This is a genomic window from Knoellia sp. AC549, from assembly GCF_979258975.1.
Map to the genome: position 1 here is coordinate 484,088 of NZ_OZ409890.1, position 19,795 is coordinate 503,882.

16 protein-coding genes and 1 pseudogene are annotated in these 19,795 nt (G+C 69.9%); 5 read left to right on the forward strand and 12 right to left on the reverse strand.

The window, feature by feature from the left end; genetic code table 11:
- Positions 1-9: 9 nt before the first annotated feature.
- The 4 genes from ACZZ98_RS02280 to ACZZ98_RS02295 are packed head-to-tail and all read right to left on the reverse strand — an operon-like array spanning position 10 to position 4,257.
- Entirely contained in the window at positions 10-813 is an 804-nt protein-coding gene (locus ACZZ98_RS02280) for a carbohydrate ABC transporter permease (RefSeq protein ID WP_463514762.1), read from the reverse strand.
- Positions 813-1,715: a carbohydrate ABC transporter permease gene (locus tag ACZZ98_RS02285; protein ID WP_463514763.1), complete on the reverse strand. Its 903-nt coding sequence runs from the start codon at positions 1,713-1,715 to the stop codon at positions 813-815. Before ACZZ98_RS02285 ends, ACZZ98_RS02280 begins: the two co-directional genes overlap by 1 nt.
- On the reverse strand, positions 1,715-3,076 hold the full coding sequence (locus tag ACZZ98_RS02290; protein ID WP_463514764.1) for an extracellular solute-binding protein: 1,362 nt from the start codon (positions 3,074-3,076) through the stop codon (positions 1,715-1,717). The genes ACZZ98_RS02285 and ACZZ98_RS02290 overlap by 1 nt, the downstream gene beginning before the upstream one ends.
- A complete protein-coding gene (locus ACZZ98_RS02295) occupies positions 3,073-4,257 on the reverse strand; it encodes a carbohydrate kinase family protein (protein WP_463514765.1) in 1,185 nt (394 codons plus the stop codon). The genes ACZZ98_RS02290 and ACZZ98_RS02295 overlap by 4 nt, the downstream gene beginning before the upstream one ends.
- Before the next feature lie 121 nt (positions 4,258-4,378).
- Between ACZZ98_RS02295 and ACZZ98_RS02300 the strand changes: the two genes are divergently transcribed.
- Both ACZZ98_RS02300 and ACZZ98_RS02305 read left to right on the forward strand, forming a co-directional pair.
- On the forward strand, positions 4,379-5,137 hold the full coding sequence (locus ACZZ98_RS02300) for a DeoR/GlpR family DNA-binding transcription regulator (protein ID WP_463514766.1): 759 nt from the start codon (positions 4,379-4,381) through the stop codon (positions 5,135-5,137).
- A complete protein-coding gene (locus ACZZ98_RS02305) occupies positions 5,134-6,477 on the forward strand; it encodes a 6-phospho-beta-glucosidase (RefSeq protein ID WP_463514767.1) in 1,344 nt (447 codons plus the stop codon). The genes ACZZ98_RS02300 and ACZZ98_RS02305 overlap by 4 nt, the downstream gene beginning before the upstream one ends.
- Positions 6,478-6,488: 11 nt before the next feature.
- Here the strand turns inward: ACZZ98_RS02305 and ACZZ98_RS02310 are convergent, their stop codons facing one another.
- The 4 genes from ACZZ98_RS02310 to ACZZ98_RS02325 form a co-directional block, all read right to left on the reverse strand.
- Complete coding sequence (locus tag ACZZ98_RS02310) at positions 6,489-6,791, reverse strand: thiamine-binding protein (RefSeq protein ID WP_463514768.1); 303 nt, start codon at positions 6,789-6,791, stop codon at positions 6,489-6,491.
- Positions 6,792-6,861: 70 nt separating this feature from the next.
- The gene (locus ACZZ98_RS02315) at positions 6,862-8,550 is read right to left on the reverse strand and encodes an NAD(P)/FAD-dependent oxidoreductase (RefSeq protein ID WP_463514769.1); all 1,689 of its coding nucleotides are present in this window, start codon (positions 8,548-8,550) and stop codon (positions 6,862-6,864) included.
- A gap of 10 nt (positions 8,551-8,560) precedes the next feature.
- Positions 8,561-9,472: a methylmalonyl Co-A mutase-associated GTPase MeaB gene (gene meaB, locus ACZZ98_RS02320; protein WP_463514770.1), complete on the reverse strand. Its 912-nt coding sequence runs from the start codon at positions 9,470-9,472 to the stop codon at positions 8,561-8,563.
- A 109-nt stretch (positions 9,473-9,581) separates the two neighbouring features.
- The gene (locus tag ACZZ98_RS02325; protein ID WP_463514771.1) at positions 9,582-10,796 is read right to left on the reverse strand and encodes an acetyl-CoA C-acetyltransferase; all 1,215 of its coding nucleotides are present in this window, start codon (positions 10,794-10,796) and stop codon (positions 9,582-9,584) included.
- A 168-nt stretch (positions 10,797-10,964) separates the two neighbouring features.
- Between ACZZ98_RS02325 and mce the strand changes: the two are divergent.
- Both mce and ccrA read left to right on the forward strand, forming a co-directional pair.
- Positions 10,965-11,442: pseudogene (gene mce / locus ACZZ98_RS02330) on the forward strand (methylmalonyl-CoA epimerase).
- 109 nt (positions 11,443-11,551) lie between these two features.
- Complete coding sequence (ccrA, locus tag ACZZ98_RS02335) at positions 11,552-12,892, forward strand: crotonyl-CoA carboxylase/reductase (RefSeq protein ID WP_463514772.1); 1,341 nt, start codon at positions 11,552-11,554, stop codon at positions 12,890-12,892.
- A 95-nt stretch (positions 12,893-12,987) separates the two neighbouring features.
- On the opposite strand, the gene ACZZ98_RS02340 is transcribed toward ccrA, so the two are convergent.
- A complete protein-coding gene (locus ACZZ98_RS02340; protein WP_463514773.1) occupies positions 12,988-14,304 on the reverse strand; it encodes an AI-2E family transporter in 1,317 nt (438 codons plus the stop codon).
- Between the two features lie 41 nt (positions 14,305-14,345).
- The gene (locus ACZZ98_RS02345; protein ID WP_463514774.1) at positions 14,346-14,645 is read right to left on the reverse strand and encodes a hypothetical protein; all 300 of its coding nucleotides are present in this window, start codon (positions 14,643-14,645) and stop codon (positions 14,346-14,348) included.
- Positions 14,646-14,695: 50 nt separating this feature from the next.
- Here ACZZ98_RS02345 and ACZZ98_RS02350 point away from each other — a divergent pair, with 50 nt between their 5' ends.
- Positions 14,696-15,310 (forward strand): maleylpyruvate isomerase family mycothiol-dependent enzyme, encoded by a 615-nt coding sequence (locus ACZZ98_RS02350; RefSeq protein ID WP_463514775.1) that lies wholly within the window; start codon positions 14,696-14,698, stop codon positions 15,308-15,310.
- Between the two features lie 11 nt (positions 15,311-15,321).
- Here the strand turns inward: ACZZ98_RS02350 and ACZZ98_RS02355 are convergent, their stop codons facing one another.
- Together ACZZ98_RS02355 and ACZZ98_RS02360 are read right to left on the reverse strand one after the other, a co-directional pair.
- Positions 15,322-17,781 (reverse strand): GcvT family protein, encoded by a 2,460-nt coding sequence (locus tag ACZZ98_RS02355; protein ID WP_463514776.1) that lies wholly within the window; start codon positions 17,779-17,781, stop codon positions 15,322-15,324.
- Between the two features lie 152 nt (positions 17,782-17,933).
- Positions 17,934-19,712: a 3-hydroxyacyl-CoA dehydrogenase family protein gene (locus ACZZ98_RS02360; protein ID WP_463514777.1), complete on the reverse strand. Its 1,779-nt coding sequence runs from the start codon at positions 19,710-19,712 to the stop codon at positions 17,934-17,936.
- Positions 19,713-19,795 lie beyond the last annotated feature (83 nt).

Sequence of the window (19,795 nt, forward strand, 5' to 3'; positions counted from 1 at the left end):
CGGCAGGTGTCAGTCCTTGACCGCCCCCTCGAGCATCCCGGCGATGAAGTGCCGCTGGAGGAAGAGGTAGACGATGACGACGGGCAGCGCGACGATCGTCGCTCCGGCCGCGAGCAGCGCGTAGCCCTGGGTGTACTGACCCGAGAAGAATCCGAGTCCCAGTGGCGCGGTGCGCAGCGCCTCGTTGGTCGGGATCATCACGAGGGGGATGAGGAACTCGTTCCAGGTCCACATGAAGGTGAGGACGACGAGCGTGACGATCGCCGGCCGGGCGAGCGGCACGAGCACCTGCCCCAGGATGCGCGGCGTCGAGGCGCCGTCGAGGCGGGCGGCCTCGATGAGCGAGCGTGAGCTCGAGCGGAACGCCGCCCGCAGCCAGAACGTCCCGAAGGCCACCGACTGCGCCACCTGCGGCAGGGCGATGGCCCAGAAGGTGTCGGTGAGGCCGATGGCCCGAAGGTCGAAGAACAGGGGCACGACGATGGCCTCCGCCGGCATCATGATGCCGACGAGCATGAGGTAGAAGAGTGCCGAGGCTCCCCTGAACCGCATCGTCCCGAAGGCGAACCCGGCGAGGACCGACAGCACCGTGCTCACCGTGACGACGAAGACCGACACGAGCAGGCTCGTGCGCAGGTAGCTGCCGAAACGACCGATCTCCCACGCCGCGGTGAGGTTGCCCAGACCCCCCGGCGCCTCTGCATCGGGCTGCAGCCCGGCGATGACGATGCTGAGGATCGGATAGATCGCGAAGACGGCGAAGGCCATGAGGATGACGTAGTTCATCGTCCGCTCGGACGTCGAGACCCGCATCAGTCGGCCACCCTGTCGCCGACCCTGGTGATGACGAAGCTGATCGCGAAGATGATGACGGTGAGGAGGACCCCGATGGTGCAGGCGAGCCCGACCTGCCCGAGCTCGAAGGCCTGGCGGTAGACCTCGTAGCTCGGCACCGTCGTCGTGTGCCCCGGCCCGCCCGAGGTGGTCATGTAGATGAGGTCGAAGGTCTTGAGGGCCGCGATGACGGTGAGCGTCAGGGCGACCGCGATCTCGCCACGCACCGACGGCAGCGTCACGGCGAAGAACTCGCGGACCGCGCCGGCGCCGTCGAGCCGGGCAGCCTCGTAGAGGTCACGAGGGATCCGCGCCATCCCCGCGAGCAGCAGCACGGTGACGAGCCCGCTCTCGAACCACGTGCCGATCAGCCCGACGGCGGGCAGCGCAAAGGCGTACTCCCCCAACCATCCTCGCGTCCACGACTCGAGGCCGACGGCGGTGAGGACCGAGTTGATCGTCCCGTCCGGCGCATAGATCCGGCGCCATGCCACGGCGATGACCACCATGGCGACGACCTGCGGCAAAAAGACGACGGTCCTGAAGAAGCCCAAGCCGCGCACGCTCGCCCGGTGCAGGATCGAGGCGAGCACCAGACCGACCAGCAAGGGGATGACCGCGAAGAAGAGCATGAGCACGAGCGCGTGGCCGAAGGAGGCGCGAAGCCGCTCGTCGGTGAGCACCTCCTGGTAGTTCGACAGCCCCGCCCACGTCCCGACGGTCAGCCCGTCCCAGTCGAAGAGCGACAGGTAGAGCGCCTTGAGCAACGGGTAGAGGGCGAACGCGGCATACACGAGGAAGGCCGGGAGGACATAGAGGTAGCCGATGCGCCGGGGCTCCCCCGGCGGTCCCAGCGCCCTCGTGGAGGTGCGGCTACGCATCACTTGGCGGTGAAGTCGCCGTAGTCCTTCTGCAGCGCCTCGAGGGCCTCCTCCGGGCTGGCCTTCTTGGCCAGGAGGTCCTGCAACGTGGCACCCATGGTGTCGCCCATCGTCGGGGTCGCCCAGTCCAGATAGGGCACGAGGCCGTTGTCCTTCGAGACCGCACCGAAGGCGGCGAAGACGTCAGTGCCGAGGGCGTCGGGCGCCTTCTGGCTCGTGGTCTCGACGACGGGGAGGTTGCCGTTGTCGGCCAGCACCTTCATCGCCTCCGGACTGGTGATGAAGTTGATGTATGCCGCTGCGGCGTCCTTGTTCTTGGCCTTCTCGGTGATGGCGAAGGGCAGTCCGGAGCCACCGGTCGTCACCGGCGCACCGCCGGCTTCGGGTGCCGGCGGCAGCGAGAACCTCACGTCGGTCTTCATCGCCGCGGACAGGTCGGCCTGCAGCCACGAGCCGGCGATGAGGAAGACGCCCTTGCCCTTGGTGAAGCCCTGCCACGCCGGGTCGTAGTCCTGACCGTTGAAGCCGGGGCTGAAGTAGCCCTTGTCGACATAGTCGACGAGCGTCTGGGCGGCCTTGGTGTTCTCGGGGGTGACCCAGCTGCCCCCGGCCTGGCCGAAGCCGAGCTTGCGGATGTCGTCAGCCTTGGTGAAGCGCCCCTGGACGACGCCGAAGACGTGTCCAGCAGGCCACTTCTCGAGGTTGCCGAGGACGAGCGGCACCTCGCCGTTGGACTTCGCCGTCGCGAGCGCCGCGTCGAACTCGGCCCAGGTCTTCGGCGGGTTGATGCCGAGGGTCTTGAGCTTGGCCTCGTTGGAGAAGATGCCGACGACCTCGCCGACCTGCGGCATACCGAAGAGCGAGCCGGAGCCGAAGGTCTTGCCGTCAGGTGAGTAGGACGCGACGCTGCGCACCGACTCCGGATAGCGCTTGTCCCAGCCGTATGCCGTGGCATACGGATCGAGGTTGACGAGCTGCTTGGCCTTGACGAACTCGCCCATCTGCGAGCGGGTGTTGTTGGCCTGCACCACATCCGGTGCATCCGCCCCGGTGAGCGCGAGCCGCAGCGTCTTGACGAGGTCGTCGAAGGAGCGGGAGACGCGCTTGATCTTGATGTTGGGGTACTTCTTCTGGAAGTCGGCGTTGAGCGTCTCGATCTGCTTGGCCTGCCCCCCGCGCACCTCCTGGTCCCAGACGGTGAGGGTGACGTCGCCGAGGGCGGCGGCATCGGTCTTCACGGCGTCCGGGGCCGGGGCGGCCGACCCCTCGGACCCAGAGCCCGAGCCACCGGGGGCGCAGGCACTCAGGGCGAGCCCGGTGCCGACGGTGAGGGCGACCAGGGTGGTGCGCGTGCGGTTCATGGTGTCTCCTCGATGAGCGGTGTGGAGGGGGGTGGGGTGTCGGGAGCCTGGGCGTCGGACAGCTTGGCAATCGTGGCAGCGGCGCGACGCACGGCGCCCGGCGGCACCTCGGCGACGAGGTCGTCGAGGAAGGCGAACCGGCGCTGCACCGAGCGGGCAGCAGCGTTGGAGGTCGGTTGCCGACGGACCCGCTGCCACCAGTCGGCGAGGTCTCCCCACCCCGGGGCGGCCAGGGAGCCACCGAACTCCTGCACGGCCAGGCTGGAGCAGAGCGTGGCGAAGTTCATCCGGTCCAGGAGGGGCCACTGCGCGAGGCTGCCGACGAGCATCCCCGCATCGAACACGTCACCGGCACCCGTGGGGTCGATGGCGTTGACCCGCAGCGCGGGCACGGAGGCCTCCTCGCCGCTCGCGGAGTCGATGGCGAGCGCGCCGTCGCGGCCGTTGGTGACCACGGCGAGAGGCACGAGGTCGGCGAGGGCATAGAGCGCGTCGTGCGCCGAGTCGGTGCGGGTGTAGGCCATGGCCTCCACGGCGTTGGGCATGAAGGCGTGACAGTGTTCCAGCTGCGCGAGGACGGCCGGCGACCACTTGCCGGTGGGGTCCCAGCCCACGTCGGCGAAGAGCAGGGCGCCGTTGGCCGCCGCCTGCTCGGCCCACTGGCGTTCGGGGTGGCCGTGTCCGAGCGGTCGTTCGGCATCGAGGTCGAGCAGCACCGACCGAGCCCGCGGAACCGTCCCGATCATCTCGGTGGCCGACTGCGGGGCGTCGTGACCGTGCGTGATCATCCGACGGTCCCCGCCGACGGACACGGACACGGTGACGGGGGTGTGCCAGTGCGGGTAGCGCTCCGACCGGGACAGGTCGATCTGCTCCTGCTCGAGGGAGCGCCAGCAGAACTCGCCGTAGTCGTCGTCGCCGAAGGCCGCACCGAGCGAGGTGTTGAGCCCGAGGCGCGATGCAGCCACGGCGAGGTTGGCGATGCCGCCGGGGCACGAGCCCATGCCGTCGGCCCAGACCTCGGTGCCGCTCTTGGGCATCGCAGCGAGGCCGGTGAAGATGATGTCGAGGAAGACCATCCCCTGCACGAAGACGTCGACGACGGGATCGTCGTCGCGACGCAGCGACGCGAGGGGGTCGAAGACGTGGTCCACCGGCACCTCGTCATCGTTGCCCGACATCGCCTGGACCGCAAGGGGAAACTGCGTGTTTTTGCGCGCTTGTCGAGGTCTTTCCTGCGTGGACGGCCAGGATTGCGCGCGACCATGGCTGAAACTGCGCGGTCTTGGTACGTTGCGTGTCGTGAAGGTTCAGCGGCACAGCGAGATCGTGGCCCGGGTGCGCGAGGGCGGGACCGTGTCGGTCAGCGAGCTGTCGAGCGCGCTCGACGTCAGTGCCTCGACGATCCGCCGCGACCTCTTCCAGCTCGACCGGGCCGGAGTGCTGACCCGCGTCCACGGCGGGGCGGCCGTCACCGCCGCCGACCCCGACAGGTCGCGCCCCTTCGCGGCCGTGGCCCGGGCGGACACGCGGGACAAGTCGCGCGTCGCGGCGGCCGCGGCGGCGCGGGTGCGGGACGGCGAGGTCGTGGCACTCGACATCGGCACGACCACCGCGCTCCTGGCCGGGGAGCTGCGGGGGCGCAACATCACCGTGGTGACCAACAGCCTGGCCGTCCTCGACGTGCTGCGCTTCGACGAGTCGGTCGAGCTGATACTGCTGGGCGGCATGGTGCGCCGGTCCTACCACTCGCTCGTCGGGGTCCTCACCGAGGACGCCGTCCACCAGATCGGTGTCGACCGGGCCTTCATCGGGACGAGCGGGATCTCCGACGGCGGTCAGGTCATGGACTCGACCTTCGTGGAAGTGCCGGTGAAGCGCGCCTTCATCGCCGCGGCTCGCGAGGTGGTCCTCGTCGCCGACGGCCACAAGATTCCGGGCTCCGGAAGCCTGCGCGTCTGCCGAGTGGACCAGGTCGACGTCCTCGTCACCACTGCTGGCGCCGATCCCCTGATTCTCGACGAATGCCGCAGTCGTGGCGTGGAGGTGGTGCTCTCGTGAAGCTGACCATTCTCGGCGGTGGTGGGTTCCGGGTCCCCCTCGTCCACGGCGCCCTGTTGCGTGACGACTCGCCCGGCCGGGTCACCGAGGTCGTCCTGCACGACCTCGACGCCGGGCGCCTGACCGCCATGACGCGGGTGCTGGAGCAGGCGGGCTCCGAGAGCCCCCACGCGCCGCGGGTGAGCGCCACGACCGACCTCGACGACGCCCTGCGTGGTGCCGACTTCGTCTTCTCGGCGATCCGCGTCGGCGGCCTGGCCGGACGGACGCTCGACGAGCGGGTCGCCCTCGACCTCGGAGTCCTCGGACAGGAGACCACCGGTCCCGGTGGGCTCGCCTACGCCCTGCGCACCGTTCCGGTCGCCGTCGACATCGCTCGCCGCACGCGGGAGGTGGCGCCCGACGCGTGGTTCATCAACTTCACCAATCCCGCGGGCATCGTGACGGAGGCGATGCAGTCCATCCTCGGTGACCGGGTCATCGGCATCTGCGACTCACCGATTGCGTTGGCGCGCAGGGCGATCGGCGCCCTTGGGCTCGACCCGTCGACCACGGACATCGACTATGTCGGCCTCAACCACCTCGGCTGGCTGCGCGGCCTGCGGGTCGAGGGTGTCGACCACCTCCCCCGTCTGCTGGGCGATCCGACTGCCCTCCAGACCCTCGAGGAGGGGCGGCTCTTCGGTGCGGAGTGGATCGGGGCGCTGGGCGCCATCCCCAACGAGTACCTCTACTACTACTACTTCAACCGCGAGGCCCGGGCCGCGATCCTGGCCGCACCGCAGACCCGGGGCGAGTTCCTCCGTGACCAGCAGGCCGCCTTCTACGCCGCCGTCGCGGACCACCCCGACGAGGCTGCAGTGGAGTGGACCCGGGTCCGGGAGGAGCGCGACGCGACCTACATGCGTGAGGCCCGCGCCACGGACGAGCAGCGGGACGAGGCCGACGTCGCCGGCGGCGGCTACGAGGGGGTTGCCCTCGCGATCATGGCGGCGATCAGCCGTGGCGAGTCGTCGTCGATGATCCTCAACATCCGCGGAGGCGGAGCCGTGCCGGGTGTGCCGGACGACGCCGTCGTCGAGATCCCGTGCGTCGTCGACCGCGAGGGTCCGCATGCCAGCACCCTCGCACCGGTGGAGGGCCACATGCTCGGACTCATGCAGCAGGTCAAGGCCGTGGAGCGCCTCGTCATCGAGGCAGCCACGACCGGCTCCGCCCGGGCGGCGACCACGGCGTTCGCCCTGCACCCGCTCGTCGACTCGGTGTCGACGGCCCGGGCCCTCTTCGAGGGATATCGCCGGGCGCACCCCGAGCTCGCGGCCCTCTTCAGCGACTCCTGAGGAGGTGCGGCTCAGTCGTCCCGGAGGGCGGCCTCGAGCCGCTCCAGCTTGCCCTCGAGCTCCCCGGTCCGGCCGGCTCGGATGTCGGCCTTGAGGACGAGCCCGACGCGGGGGCCGTGAGCGGCGAGCGCGTCGACGCAGGCCTTGACGACGGCCATGCACTCGTCCCACTCACCCTCGATCGTCGTGAACATCGAGTCGGTGCGGTGGGGCAGACCGCTCTCGCGGACGATGCGCACGGCATCGGCGACGGCACCGGTCACTCCTCCCTGGTCATCGGCGACGGACGGGGACACGGAGAAGGCAACGAGCATGACAACACCGTATGCCGTCCGTTCCGGTTCGCGCCCGGCGCACCTCTCGCCCGGCGCACTCCGGACCGGCTCAGCCGGCGTCCGGCGCGAGGAACGCGTGGACGAGCGGCACCACGCCGGCGCCCTCTCCGCTGGCCGAGGCAACCCGCTTCATCGAGCCGCACCGGATGTCTCCGGCGACATAGATCCCGGGCACGGTCGTCGCATAGGGCTCCGGTGGCCGGCCGCCCTGCCACGACTGCCACGGGGTGTCGGCACCGGCGAGGACGAAGCCGAGGTCGTCCCTTGCCACCTGCTGAGGAAGCCAGTCGCAGGTCGGCTGGGCGCCGAGCAGGAGGTAGAGCCCCGCGGCCTCGACCCGCTCGTCGGTGCCGGAGTCGACGTCCTGCAGGGTGAGCCACTCGAGACGGCCCTCGCCGCCTCCGTCGGTCACGACCATCCGCGGTCGGACAGTGATGCGCGGGTTGCCCTCGATCTCGCGGATGAGGTAGCTCGACATCGTCGCGCCGAGGCCTTCGCGACGGACAAGGATGGTGACGTGCCGCGCGAAGCGGGACAGGTGCACGGCAGCCTGCCCGGCGCTGTTGCCTCCGCCCACGACGAACACGTCCTTGTTCTTGACCTCGCGTGACGTGCTGGCCGCCGCGCCGTAGTTGACCCCCCGACCGACGAGGTCCTCGAGGGGCTCGACGCCGAGGCGTCGGTAGTCGACCCCGGTCGCGATGAGCACCGTCCGGCCGCGCACGCTGGACCCGCCGAGCTCCAGGACGTGGCACCCGTCCGGACCGTCGCCGACCCGCAGGGCAGTCACTTCTTGCCCGGCGAGGAACCGCGCACCGAACCGCACGGCCTGCGACCGCGCCCGTTGTGCCAACCGCATCCCCGAGATGCCCCGCGGGAAGCCGAGGTAGTTGCGGATCATCGAGCTCGTCCCTGCCTGCCCGCCGATCGGGCCCTGGTCGATGATGAGCGTGTCAAGCCCCTCGGACGCCGCGTAGACGGCGGCTCCGAGCCCTGCGGGCCCGGCGCCGACGATGACGAGGTCGCAGATCGCCTCCTCACCGATGTCTGCCGGCCGCCCGTAGAGGACGGCTCCGAGGTCCGCGTTCGACGGGGCGGACAGCAGGTAGTCGTCGTTCGGTGCCTGGACCAGGGGCAGGGTCGCGTCCGGACCCGCCGCGGCGAGCGCCGCGACACCGGCGGGGCTGTCGGGCGCGTGCACCGTGTTGGGCAGGCCCATCCGGTCGAGGAAGTCACGGATCCTGCTCAGGTCGGGCGATGGACCGTCCGCGATGATCCGGGTCCCGTCGATCTCGGAGTAGCTCGACGACTGCGCCCAGTCCGACAGCGTCTCGGAGATCGCCGTGTGGAACTCTTCGTCCCGCGCCCCCTGCGGCAGCATGAGGTAGAGGTCGAGCCTGCCCTCGGCGAGGCTCTCGCGCAGCTGGGCCACCGACCCGCGGAAGCGCTCGACAGGGACGTAGACGAGCCGGCGGGCGCTCGGCATGAACTTTTGGAACTTGGCCAGCAGGTGGGTGGCCTTCTCGCCATCGGCGAAGAACTCGCAGGCGGCCAGCGCCACCGGTCGCCGACCGGTCCTGAGGTCCGTGAGGACCTCGATGGTCTCCTCCATGGTCGACGGCGCGATGATCTCGTACTCCATCGAGTAGCGCTGGGTGAGGACGTCCACCATGGCTTCGCGGTAGTTGGCGCCGAGGACGAGGATGACAGGGGTCGGGCGCGTGTCTGGAGGTGTCACCCGGCTCACGCTACTGGCGTCCGGGCTCCCCGGTGAGCCGGTCCACGACGTCGCGCGCTGCGGCATACACGTCCGTTTCGCCGGAGGCGACTGCAGCGGCCAGCGCGTCGGTCACGAGGCCTCCCCCGTCACCCAGCCGCTGGCGCAGGGTCACCAGGGCGATGGCCTCGATCTCGGCCTGGGCGCGACGTCGCCTGCGGTCGGCGAGCGCCCCTGATGACGTGAGCCAGTCACGGTGGGCCACAAGCGAATCGACAAGATCGGGTATGCCGTCCCCTCGGCTCGCGACGGTCCTCACCACCGGGGTCCGCCAGTCGACGGAGCGCTCGCGGTTGCCGAGCTGGATCATGTGCCGCAGGTCGCGAACCGTGTCGTCGGCGCCGTCGCGGTCGGCCTTGTTGACGACGAAGACGTCACCGATCTCGAGGATGCCCGCCTTGGCTGCCTGGATCCCGTCACCCATGCCCGGAGCGACGATGACGACGGTCGTGTCGGCGCGAGCCGCGACCTCGACCTCGGACTGGCCCACCCCCACCGTCTCGAGGAGGACGACGTCGAACCGAGCGGCGTCGAGGACGCGCAGCGCCTGGGGCGTCGCGAAGGACAGTCCGCCGAGATGACCTCGCGAGGCGACGGAGCGGATGAAGACGCCGGGGTCGGTGGCGTGGTGCTCCATCCGGATGCGGTCACCGAGCAGGGCACCGCCGGAGAAGGGCGACGACGGGTCGACCGCGAGGACCGCGACGCGCTTGTCCTCCGCGCGGTAGGCGGCGATGAGCGCCGCCGTCGTCGTCGACTTGCCCACGCCCGGCGCCCCGGTGAGGCCGATGACGTGGGCGCCGCCGCCGTGGGGAGCCAGGGCGGCCATCACCTCTGGGAGGGCAGGGTGACCGTCCTCGACGAGCGAGATGAGCCGGGCCACCGCACGCGAACGCCCCTCTCTCGCTTCAGCAACGAGAGAGGGGACGTCGACCGTGCGAGGCGTCCTGGCGGCGATGGCGGAGCCTCCGGCGTCGCGGACGATCAGGCGGTCACTGCGAGGGAACGGTGAGGATGAGGGCGTCGCCCTGCCCACCGCCACCGCAGAGCGCGGCTGCACCGGCGCCGCCGCCGCGACGCTTGAGCTCGAGCGCGAGGTGGAGTGCGATGCGCGCACCCGACATGCCGACGGGGTGGCCGAGGGCGATGGCACCGCCGTTGACGTTGACCTTGTCCTCGTCGATGCCGAGCTCCTTGGTCGAGGCGAGCCCGACCGCGGCGAAGGCCTCGTTGATCTCGACGAGGTCGAGGTCGGCCGCCTCGATGCCCTGACGCTCGCACGCCTTGACGATGGCGCGGGCCGGCTGGCTCTGCAGGGTGGAGTCCGGTCCGGCCACGACGCCGTGGGCGCCGATCTCGGCGAGCCACGTGAGGCCCAGCTCCTCGGCCTTGGACCTCTTCATGACGACGACGGCGCACGCACCGTCGGAGATCTGCGACGCGGACCCGGCCGTGATGGTGCCGTCCTTGGAGAAGGCCGGGCGCAGGCGAGCGAGCGACTCGGGCGTGGTGTCGGGGCGGATCCCCTCGTCGTCACGGAAGTCGAGGGCGTCGCCCTTGCGCTGCGGGACGGAGACGGTGACGACCTCGTCGTCGAAGAGTCCGTCCTTCCAGGCCTTGGCCGCGAGCTGGTGGCTGCGGGCGGCGAAGGCGTCCTGCTGCTCGCGGCTGAACTCGACCTCGTCGGTGTTGGCCGCCTCGGTCAGCAGCCCCATCGCCTGGTCGGTGAAGACGTCCCAGAGGCCGTCCTGGGCCATGTGGTCCTTGAGGGTCACGTCGCCGTACTTGAAGCCGTCGCGGCTCTTGGGCAGCAGGTGCGGGGCGTTGCTCATCGACTCCTGGCCACCGGCGACGACGACCTCGAACTCGCCGGCGCGGATGAGCTGGTCCGCGAGCGCGATGGCGTCGATGCCCGACAGGCAGACCTTGTTGATGGTGAGCGCCGGGACGGTCATAGGGATGCCCGCCTTGACCGCGGCCTGGCGCGCGGGGATCTGGCCCTCGCCGGCGGTGAGCACCTGGCCCATGATGACGTAGTCGACGTCCTCGGGACTCACGCCCGACTTCTCCAGGGCGCCCTTGATGGCGAACCCGCCGAGGTCGGAGCCACTGAAGCCCTTGAGGCTGCCGCTCATGCGGCCCATCGGGGTTCTCGCCCCAGCGACGAGAACTGTGGGGTCGGTGTTCTGGGTCGGGGCGGTGCTCACTGCGGTCCTCCAACGTCGGGTCGGGCTGGGCGCCCAAGGGGCTCCCCCCGATGCTAGCCACTCGCTCGTCCGGAGCCGAACGGCGTTGTGACGGACGTCCCGTAGGTGTCGATCACCACACCCGGAAAACCTGTATGCCGCTGGCTCACCTCCCTAGGCTTCGGTCCCATGAGTCAGTCCCCCACCCCCTCCAGCTCAGGGTCCGCCTCCGTCACGTCCCTGTTCACGGCGATCGACCACGTCGGCGTCGCCGTCCCCGACCTGGACGAGGCGATCGCCTTCTACCGCGACACCTATGGCATGACGCTCGCGCACGAGGAGGTCAACGAGGAGCAGGGGGTCCGCGAGGCGATGATGGCGGTCGGGAAGCTCCGGCTCGCACATCCAGCTGCTCGCGCCTCTGACCCGCGAGTCGACCATCGCGAAGTTCCTCGACCGGTCCGGGCCCGGCGTCCAGCAGGTGGCCTACCGGGTGACCGACATCGAGGGCGTGAGCGCAACCCTGCGCGAGCGCGGACTGCGCCTCCTCTATGACGAGCCCAAGCGCGGCACGTCGAACTCGCGGGTGAACTTCATCCACCCCAAGGACGCCGGCGGCATCCTCGTCGAGCTCGTCGAACCCGCCATCGACTCCCCCGCCCACTGAGTCCTGGACCTCCTGGGCCTTCGTGCCTGCCACCGCACTGACTGCGCACCTCGTTCAGCCCGACGCATCACCTGACCTGCCCCGCCCAGATCAAGGAGCACCACCTCTCATGGACCAGATCCGCGACGCCATCCTCAGCGGTGACCGCACCGAGGAGACCTACGCGAACCTCTCCATCCCCGCGACCTACCGCGCCGCGACCGTCCACAAGGACGAGGTGGACATGTTCCAGGGACTGACCGCCAAGGAGAAGGACCCGCGCAGGTCCCTCCACATCGATGACGTCCCCGTCCCCGAGCTCGCCCCGGGAGAGGCCCTCGTCGCCGTCATGGCCAGCGCCATCAACTACAACACCGTGTGGACCTCGATCTTCGAGCCGGTCTCGACCTTCGGCTTCCTCGAGCGCTACGGCCGTACGTCCGAGTATGCGAAGCGCCACGACCTGCCCTACCACGTGGTCGGCTCCGACCTCGCCGGCGTCGTGCTGCGCACCGGGCCCGGCGTCAGCAAGTGGAAGGTCGGGACCGAGGTCGTCGCCCACTGCCTCTCCGTCGAGCTCGAGGACGCGGACGGGCACAACGACACGATGCTCGACCCGCAGCAGCGCATCTGGGGGTTCGAGACCAACTTCGGTGGCCTGGCCGAGCTGGCGATCGTCAAGACCAACCAGCTCATGCCCAAGCCGACCCACCTCAGCTGGGAGGAGGCGGCCTCACCCGGACTGGTGAACAGCACGGCATACCGGCAGCTCATCTCCAAGAACGGCGCGGCCCTCAAGCTGGGTGACCGAGTGCTCATCTGGGGTGCCTCGGGTGGCCTCGGGTCCTACGCGACGCAGATGGCGCTCGCTGCCGGTGCGACCCCGGTCTGCGTGGTGTCCTCCCCCGAGAAGGCCGAGATCTGCCGGGCGATGGGCGCCGAGCTGATCATCGACCGGAGCGCCGAGGGCTACCGGTTCTGGAACGACGAGAACACCGCGCAGGACCCCAAGGAGTGGCAGCGACTCGGCAAGAAGATCCGCGAGCTCACCGGCGGCCACGACGTCGACATCGTCTTCGAGCACCCGGGCCGCGAGACCTTCGGCGCCAGCGTCTATGTGGCGCGCAAGGGCGGCACGATCGTCACCTGCGCGTCGACCTCGGGCTTCATGCACGAGTACGACAACCGCTACCTCTGGATGAACCTCAAGCGGATCCTCTCCTCGCACTTCGCCAACTACCGCGAGGCGTGGGAGGCCAACGAGCTCATCAACCGCGGCCTCATCCACCCGACGCTGAGCAAGACCTACCCCCTCGAGGAGGTCGGACAGGCTGCGCTCGACGTCCACCAGAACGCCCACCAGGGCAAGGTCGGCGTCCTCACCCTCGCCCCGGAGGCCGGCCTCGGCATTTCCGACCCCGAGAAGCGGGCGCGCCACGAGGCCGAGATCAACCGCTTCCGCGACTCCTGACTGTCCTCGATCAACGACTTATTGCGCACTGCGCACCCTTCCAGCGATGGTTCGCCTTCGGCCTGACGGTGCGCAATGCGCAATAAGTCGTCCTCTCACTGGTGGCGCTGGCGCGGGATGAGGACCTCGTCCACGAGGAGCAGGAGCGCGGCAGCCACCGGGATGGCGAGCAGCGCACCGAGCACGCCGAGCAGGGTGCCTCCGGCGAGGGCGGCGACCACCGTGAGGGCTCCCGGCACCGAGACCGTGCGCTGCATGATCTTGGGCGCGACCACGTAGTTCTCGATCTGCTGGTAGACGAGGTAGTAGATCGCGGCGAAGAGCGCGACCCGGGGCTCGTCGAAGAACGCCACGAGGCAGACGACGGCGGCGCCCAGGGTCGCGCCGACCATCGGGATGAGACCGAGGAAGCCGACGACGACAGCCAGCACGGCGGCATACGGGATCCCCAGGAGCAGCATCATCACGTAGCTGAGGATGGCGTTGATCGTCGCGATGGCGACCTGTCCGACGGCGTAGGACCCGGTGCGCCGCATGATCTCCTCACTCAGTTGCGCGAACCGGTTGCGACGGCTGGCGGGCACCATCGAGTACGCGATCTTCTTCATCCGAGGCAGGGACGCCAGGAAGTAGAGCGTGAGGATGAGGATGGTGAAGGTCTGGAAGACACCGTTGAGGACGGCTCGACCGGCCCCGAGCACACCGCCGAGGAGCGAGCTGATGAAGGTCTCGTCGGTGAGGCGCTTGTTGAACTCCTCGTTGATCTTGTCGACCACGTCGTAGTTCTTGTCGAGCTCCTGGACCCAGGAGGCTCCGAGGATCCGGTCGAGGTAGGTAGGTGCCTGTTGGACGAGGTCACTGCCCTGGGTCACCACAGGGGGGAAGACGAGCAGACCGAGCAGGACGAAGACGACGATGAGCGCCACGAAGACGATCGCCACCGAGAGCGAGCGCTTGAGACCGCGCCGGCCCAGCCACTCGACCATCGGGTTGAGGGCAAGGGTGAGGAAGAGCGCGACGACGAGGATCGTGATGGTCGTGGCCAGCCGCCCGAGCGAGTGCCACAGACCGATGGCGATCAGGGCTCCGAGGGCTCCGACGAAGCCGAGGTAGAACGGCGAGTGCCGGTTCATGGGACGGCCCATCTCACCGAACTGGGTCGTCCCCGCAGCGTCGTGCGCCCGGCGTCCGGCGGCCTGGTCCGGAGCGTCCGCCCCCGTGGTCCCATCGGTGCCCGGCTCCGACCCTGCCTCGCGTGCGTCCTCGTCAGCGCCGAGGACGTCGTTCATGAGGCTGCGCTCGAGGTGCTCGTCCTCGTAGCGGATGCGGTTGCTCTCCCGCAGAGCGGCGCGCTGGCGCTGGCGATAGTCACGCCAGTTGCGCACCGAGTTCCTGCCCCAGCTCACGTTCACGTCGGTCTCCTCGTCGGAAGGCTTCGCGGCATCATCGCAGGTCAGCGGAACGCACCTGGCGGTTGTCGACGTTCGCGTGCCGACCAGCACGGCGTGTGCCAGTGTCGACGGTCGCCCACGCCACCGACACCCTCCTCGGGCCAGGCGACGACGTGAGGCGTGCCGGGCACGATGTCCTGCTCGCACCCGGGGCAGAGGTAGACCCGCTCCGAGGACTGCCCGGTGAGGCGACGCACGGTCCAGCGCTGGCCGGCATACGTCTCCGTGGTCGTCGCGCCACGGCCGAGGCGCCCCATCGCGAGGGGCACGTCCTCGGGTCGTCTGCGGTTGGCGCGGGGCATGGGTCAAGACTCGCAGAGTCGCTGTCACCAGCGGCTGAGAGGGTGCAGCCATGAGTGACACGTGGGAGCTGGTTCGTGCCGAGCGGCTCGCGCTGGTCGACGACCTGTCGGGCCTCGAGGCGAGCCAGTGGGACGAGCAGTCGCTGTGCGGCGACTGGACGGTGCGCGAGGTGGCGGCTCACCTCGTCGACAACGCGCTCACGACCCGGGTCGGCATCGTCGTCGCGATGGCCCGGGCACGGTTCGACTTCGACCGGCAGAACGCGACGGGCGTGAGGCGCGCACTGGGCGACTCCCCTGCGGACACCCTCGCGCGCCTGCGGGCCGTCGTCGACCGCCGCACGGGGCCGCCGGCTCACCTGGACAGCCGGCTGGTCGAGGAGGTCGTCCACGGCGAGGACATCAGGCGACCGCTGGGCATGACTCGGGCGTATGCCGAGGAGGGCGTCGAACGGGCCCTGCGCTACCAGGCGAGGACCTCGGTCGGCATGGGCGGCGGCAAGCAGCGCATTGCCGGGGTGCGCCTGCGCGCGACGGACAGTGACATCGTCATCGGTGACGGCCCCGAGGTGAGCGGACCGGCCCTGTCGTTGCTGCTCGCCGTGTCAGGCCGTGACGCCGCACTGGCCGACCTCGACGGTCCAGGTGTGCCCGCCCTGACCTGACTCCAGAGGGCTCAGCCACGCACCCGCGCGCTCGTGGGGTCGTAGAGCGGGCGCAGGGCAACCACCGCCGGGACGGCGGTCCCTGCGACGTCGACCTGCCAAGTGCCCTCGTCGAGCCAGGCTTTGGTCACCGGGCCATCGGCAGCGACGGAGCCGATGCCCACCGCGCCACCGAGCGTCCAGCCATAGGACGCTGACCGGACGTCACCCACCGGCACCCCGTCACGCAATAGCACCTCGGCGCCGAACATCAACGGCTCGGGATCGGTGAGCAGCACCTGGACGAGTCGGTCGTGGCGTGGTTGCTCGCGTTCGGCCAGCACCGCGTCCCGCCCGATGAAGTCGTGCGCCAGGTCGACGGCGAAGCCGAGACCGGCCATGCCGACGGTGTCGGTGTTGTCGATGTCGTGTCCGTAGTCGCGGTAGGCCTTCTCGAGACGGAGCGAACCGAGCGCTCGCAGACCCACAGGCATCAGCCCGTATGCCGTGCCCTCCGTGCGCAGTGCCGTCCAGACCGCTGCGGTCCGGTCGCGCGGGACGTACAGCTCGTAGCCGAGCTCGCCGACGTAGGTGATGCGCACGCACAGGACCTCAACCCCGGCGACCATGATGGTGCGCGCCGTCCGGAACGGGAAGGCGTCGTTCGAGAGGTCGGTGTCGGTGAGCGCGGCGAGGAGCGCTCGCGACGCCGGGCCCTGGACGTTGAGCTGGCCGGTCGCCTCGGTGACGTCCTCGATCGTGACGTCCGTGTCGCCGACCCGTCGGCGCAGCCACGCGAGGGTGTGGCCGTGGGCCGTGTCGGAGGCGACGACGAGGAAGTCGTTCTCGCCACGCTTGGTCACGGTGAGGTCCGCCTCGATGCCACCGTCCGGCCCGAGCCACTGGGTGTAGGTGATCCGGTCCACGTCGCCGTCGACGGGGCCGGCACTGACCCGCTGCAGGACGGCGCCGGCGTCGCGCCCGGTCACTCGGAACGTTGCCATGAAGGACATGTCGATGAGGCCCACCGCCTCTCGCACGGCCCGGTGCTCGGCCTCCCACCGGTCGAACCACGGCTGCCGACCCCACGAGGGGGTGAGGTGCGCGCGTCGGCCGTCACCGGCATACCAGTCCGCGCTCTCCCAGCCCGAGACGTCCTTGAGCTTCGCGCCGGCGGCGACCATCTCGTCATGGACGGGTGAGACGAAGGTGCCACGTCCGGTGACGAGCTCGACGCCCGGGGTGTGTGCGGCGTAGGTCTTGCCGAGCACCTCCATGACCCGGTCGCGGCGGTAGTCGCGGTGGAGCTGGTGCGGCCTGAACCGGGCGACGTCGATCGCGGTGACATCGACGTCCGGACGCCCCTGTGCGATCCAGTGTGCGACAACGCGACCCAGCCCACCGCTGCTGAGGATGCCGACCGAGTTGAGGCCCGCCGCCACGTAGTAGCCCTGGAGGTCGGGCGCCTCGCCCACGGCCGGGAACCGGTCCGGGGTGAAGGACTCGGGCCCGCAGAAGAAGGTGCGGACGCCGACGTCGAGGGTCACCGGCACGCGTGACATGGCGGCCTCGAGAGCGGGGGCCATGCGGTCCCAGTCGGGCTGCAGCGTGCCGAAGGAGAAGTCCTCGGGGATGCCGTCGAGCATCCACGGGGCGGCGACCGGCTCGAAGAGGCCGACCATCATGCCGCCGCCCTCCTCGCGGTAGTAGCCGTGGCGCGCCGGGTCCTCGAAGACCGGCCCGTCGGGGTCGAGCCCGGGGATCGTGTCGGTGATGAGGTAGTAGTGCTCGGCCGCCTGGTTGGGGATGACGACGCCGTGCCGCTCCCCCAGTTGGCGCGCCCACATACCGGTGCAGTTGACGACGATCTCGCACTCGATGTCGCCGGCGCTGGTGCGCAGCCCGGTGATGCGCGGCAGTGCGCCGTCGACACGGGTGATGACGTCCCCGGCAGTGACGCCCTCGACGATGCGGACCCCGAGGTTCTTGGCTCCGCGGGCCAGCGACATGGTGAGGTCGACCGGGTTGACCCGCCCGTCGCCTGCGACGTGGAAGCCCGAGATGAGGCCGTCCATGTCGGCGGGCGGGAAGAGCTCGGCCATCTCGCGCGGTCCGATCTCCTCGACCTCCAGCCCGAGCCGGCGCTGGAAGGCTGCGACGCGGCGGTACTCCTCGAGCCGGTCGGTGTCACCCACGGCCTCGATGAGCCCCACCGGCCGGAAGCCGGTCGACAGCCCCGTCTCGGCCTCGAGCCGCGCGAAGAGGTCGCGTGAGTAGAGGCGTATGCCGGTGAGCGTCTCGCTCGTCGTCCCGAAGCACGTCATCAGCCCGGCCGCGTGCCACGTCGTGCCGCTCGTCAGGCGGTCACGCTCGACGAGCACCACGTCGGTGACACCCTCGTGGGCGAGGTGGTAGGCGATCGAGGTCCCGATGACCCCGCCGCCGATGATGACGACCCGGGCGCGGGCGGGGAGGTTCGAGGCAGGGCTCACACGCGGAGGCTACCCACCCGTGGCGCCACCCGGCAGCCGATCGACGGACAGTCGAGATCGGGTGACACGCAGGCGCGTCGCCCTGATCCCGCGCGCGTCACCCGATCTCGACGAACGGGTTCACGTCAGGGCGCGCCCAGCCCCCGGCGGGGTCAGGCGTAGGTGCGGAAGCCGCGCCCCGTCTTGCGGCCGAGGTAGCCCGCCGTCACGAGGTGCTCGAGCAGCGGGGCCGGCGCGTAGCCCGGCTCGCGGAACTCGATGTAGAGCTCGCGCTCGATCGCCAGGGACACGTCGAGCCCGACGACGTCGAGGAGCTCGAAGGGCCCCATCGGCAGGCCACAGCCGGTCTTCATCGCGGTGTCGATGTCGTCGGCGCTGGCGTAGTTGGCCGACAGCATCTTGATGGCGTCGTTGAGGTAGGGAAAGAGCAGGGCGTTGACGATGAAGCCCGACCGGTCCCCGCAGGTCACCGGGTGCTTGCCGATCTCGCGACACAGCTCCTGGACGGTCGCGACGACGTCGTCGCCGGTCGACACGGTGTGCACGACCTCGACGAGCTTCATGACCTGGGCGGGGTTGAAGAAGTGCATGCCCACGACGTCCTGCGGCCGCGAGGTCACCTTGGCGCAGTCGATGATCGGCAGCGACGAGGTCGTCGTCGCCAGGATCGCGCCGGGCTTGCAGATGGCGTCGAGCTCGGTGAAGAGCTCCTGCTTGATCGCGAGGTCCTCGGCGATCGCCTCGACGACGAGGTCGACCTCGGCGAGGTCGGCGCGCGAGGTCGTGGCGTGGAGACGACCGAGCAGCGCGTCGGCCTCCTCCTGAGTGGCGCGACCCTTCTCGACCGCGCGTGCCTGTGACTTCTCGATGGCGGCGCGGACACCGGCGAGCCTGTCGTCGCTGCGCGCGACGAACGTGACGCTCTTGCCGGCCTTGGCGAAGACCTCGATGATGCCGATGGCCATCGTGCCGGAGCCGACGACACCGACGGACGAGATCTCGCGCAGCTGCACGCCCTCGGCGGCGCCCTCGGGAGGCGTGTGCACGTCGGCGACCACCTCCGGTGAGCCGGCGGCGGCATACGTGTAGAAACCCCGTCCGGTCTTGCGTCCCTTGAGACCCGCGGACACCATCTGCTTGATGATCGGGCTGGGTGCGTGGAGCCGGTCGCGCCCCTGCTTGTACATCGTGTCGAGGATCTCGTATGCCGTGTCCAGACCGATGAGGTCGAGCAGCGCGAGCGGGCCCATCGGGTAGCCGCAGCCGAGCTTCATCGCCGCGTCGATGTCCTCGCGGGTGGCGTAGCGGCTCTCGAACATCGACACCGCGTGGTTGAGGTAGCCGAAGAGCAGGGCGTTGGCGATGAAGCCCGCCTTGTCACCGACGATGACCGGCTTCTTGTCGATGCGCTCGGCGAGGGCCTTGACGTCCTCGAAGACGTCGTCGGCGGTGATGACGGTGCGGATGACCTCGACGAACTGCTGGACCGGCGCCGGGTTGAAGAAGTGCATGCCGACGACGCGCTTGGGCGTGCTCGTCGACGCGGCGATCTCGGTGACGGGCAGCGACGAGGTGTTCGTCGCGAGGATGGCGTCCGGGGAGACGATCGCATCGAGCTTGGCGAAGATCTCCTTCTTGAGGTCGAGGTGCTCCGGCACGGCCTCGACGACGAGCTGGCAGTCCACGAGCGACTCGAACTCGGTGGCGTAGGTGACGTGGCCGTGGAGGGTGTCATGGGCGGCCTGGTCGATCTTGCCGCGGTCGAGCGCACGCCCGGTCGACTTCGCGAGGAAGGAGCGCCCCCGCTCGACCGCCTCCTGCGTGACGTCGACGGCGACGACGTCGATCCCGTTGCGCGCGAACACCTCCACGATTCCGGCACCCATGGTGCCCAGTCCGATGACGCCTACCCTGGTGAACTCGCGTGACATGTCCGCGAGTCTCCCAGAGTGGGTATGCCGTGTCGTCATCGATCCGACGTGAGCCTGCCCACCCCGGCCGGGGCGGTGCGGTG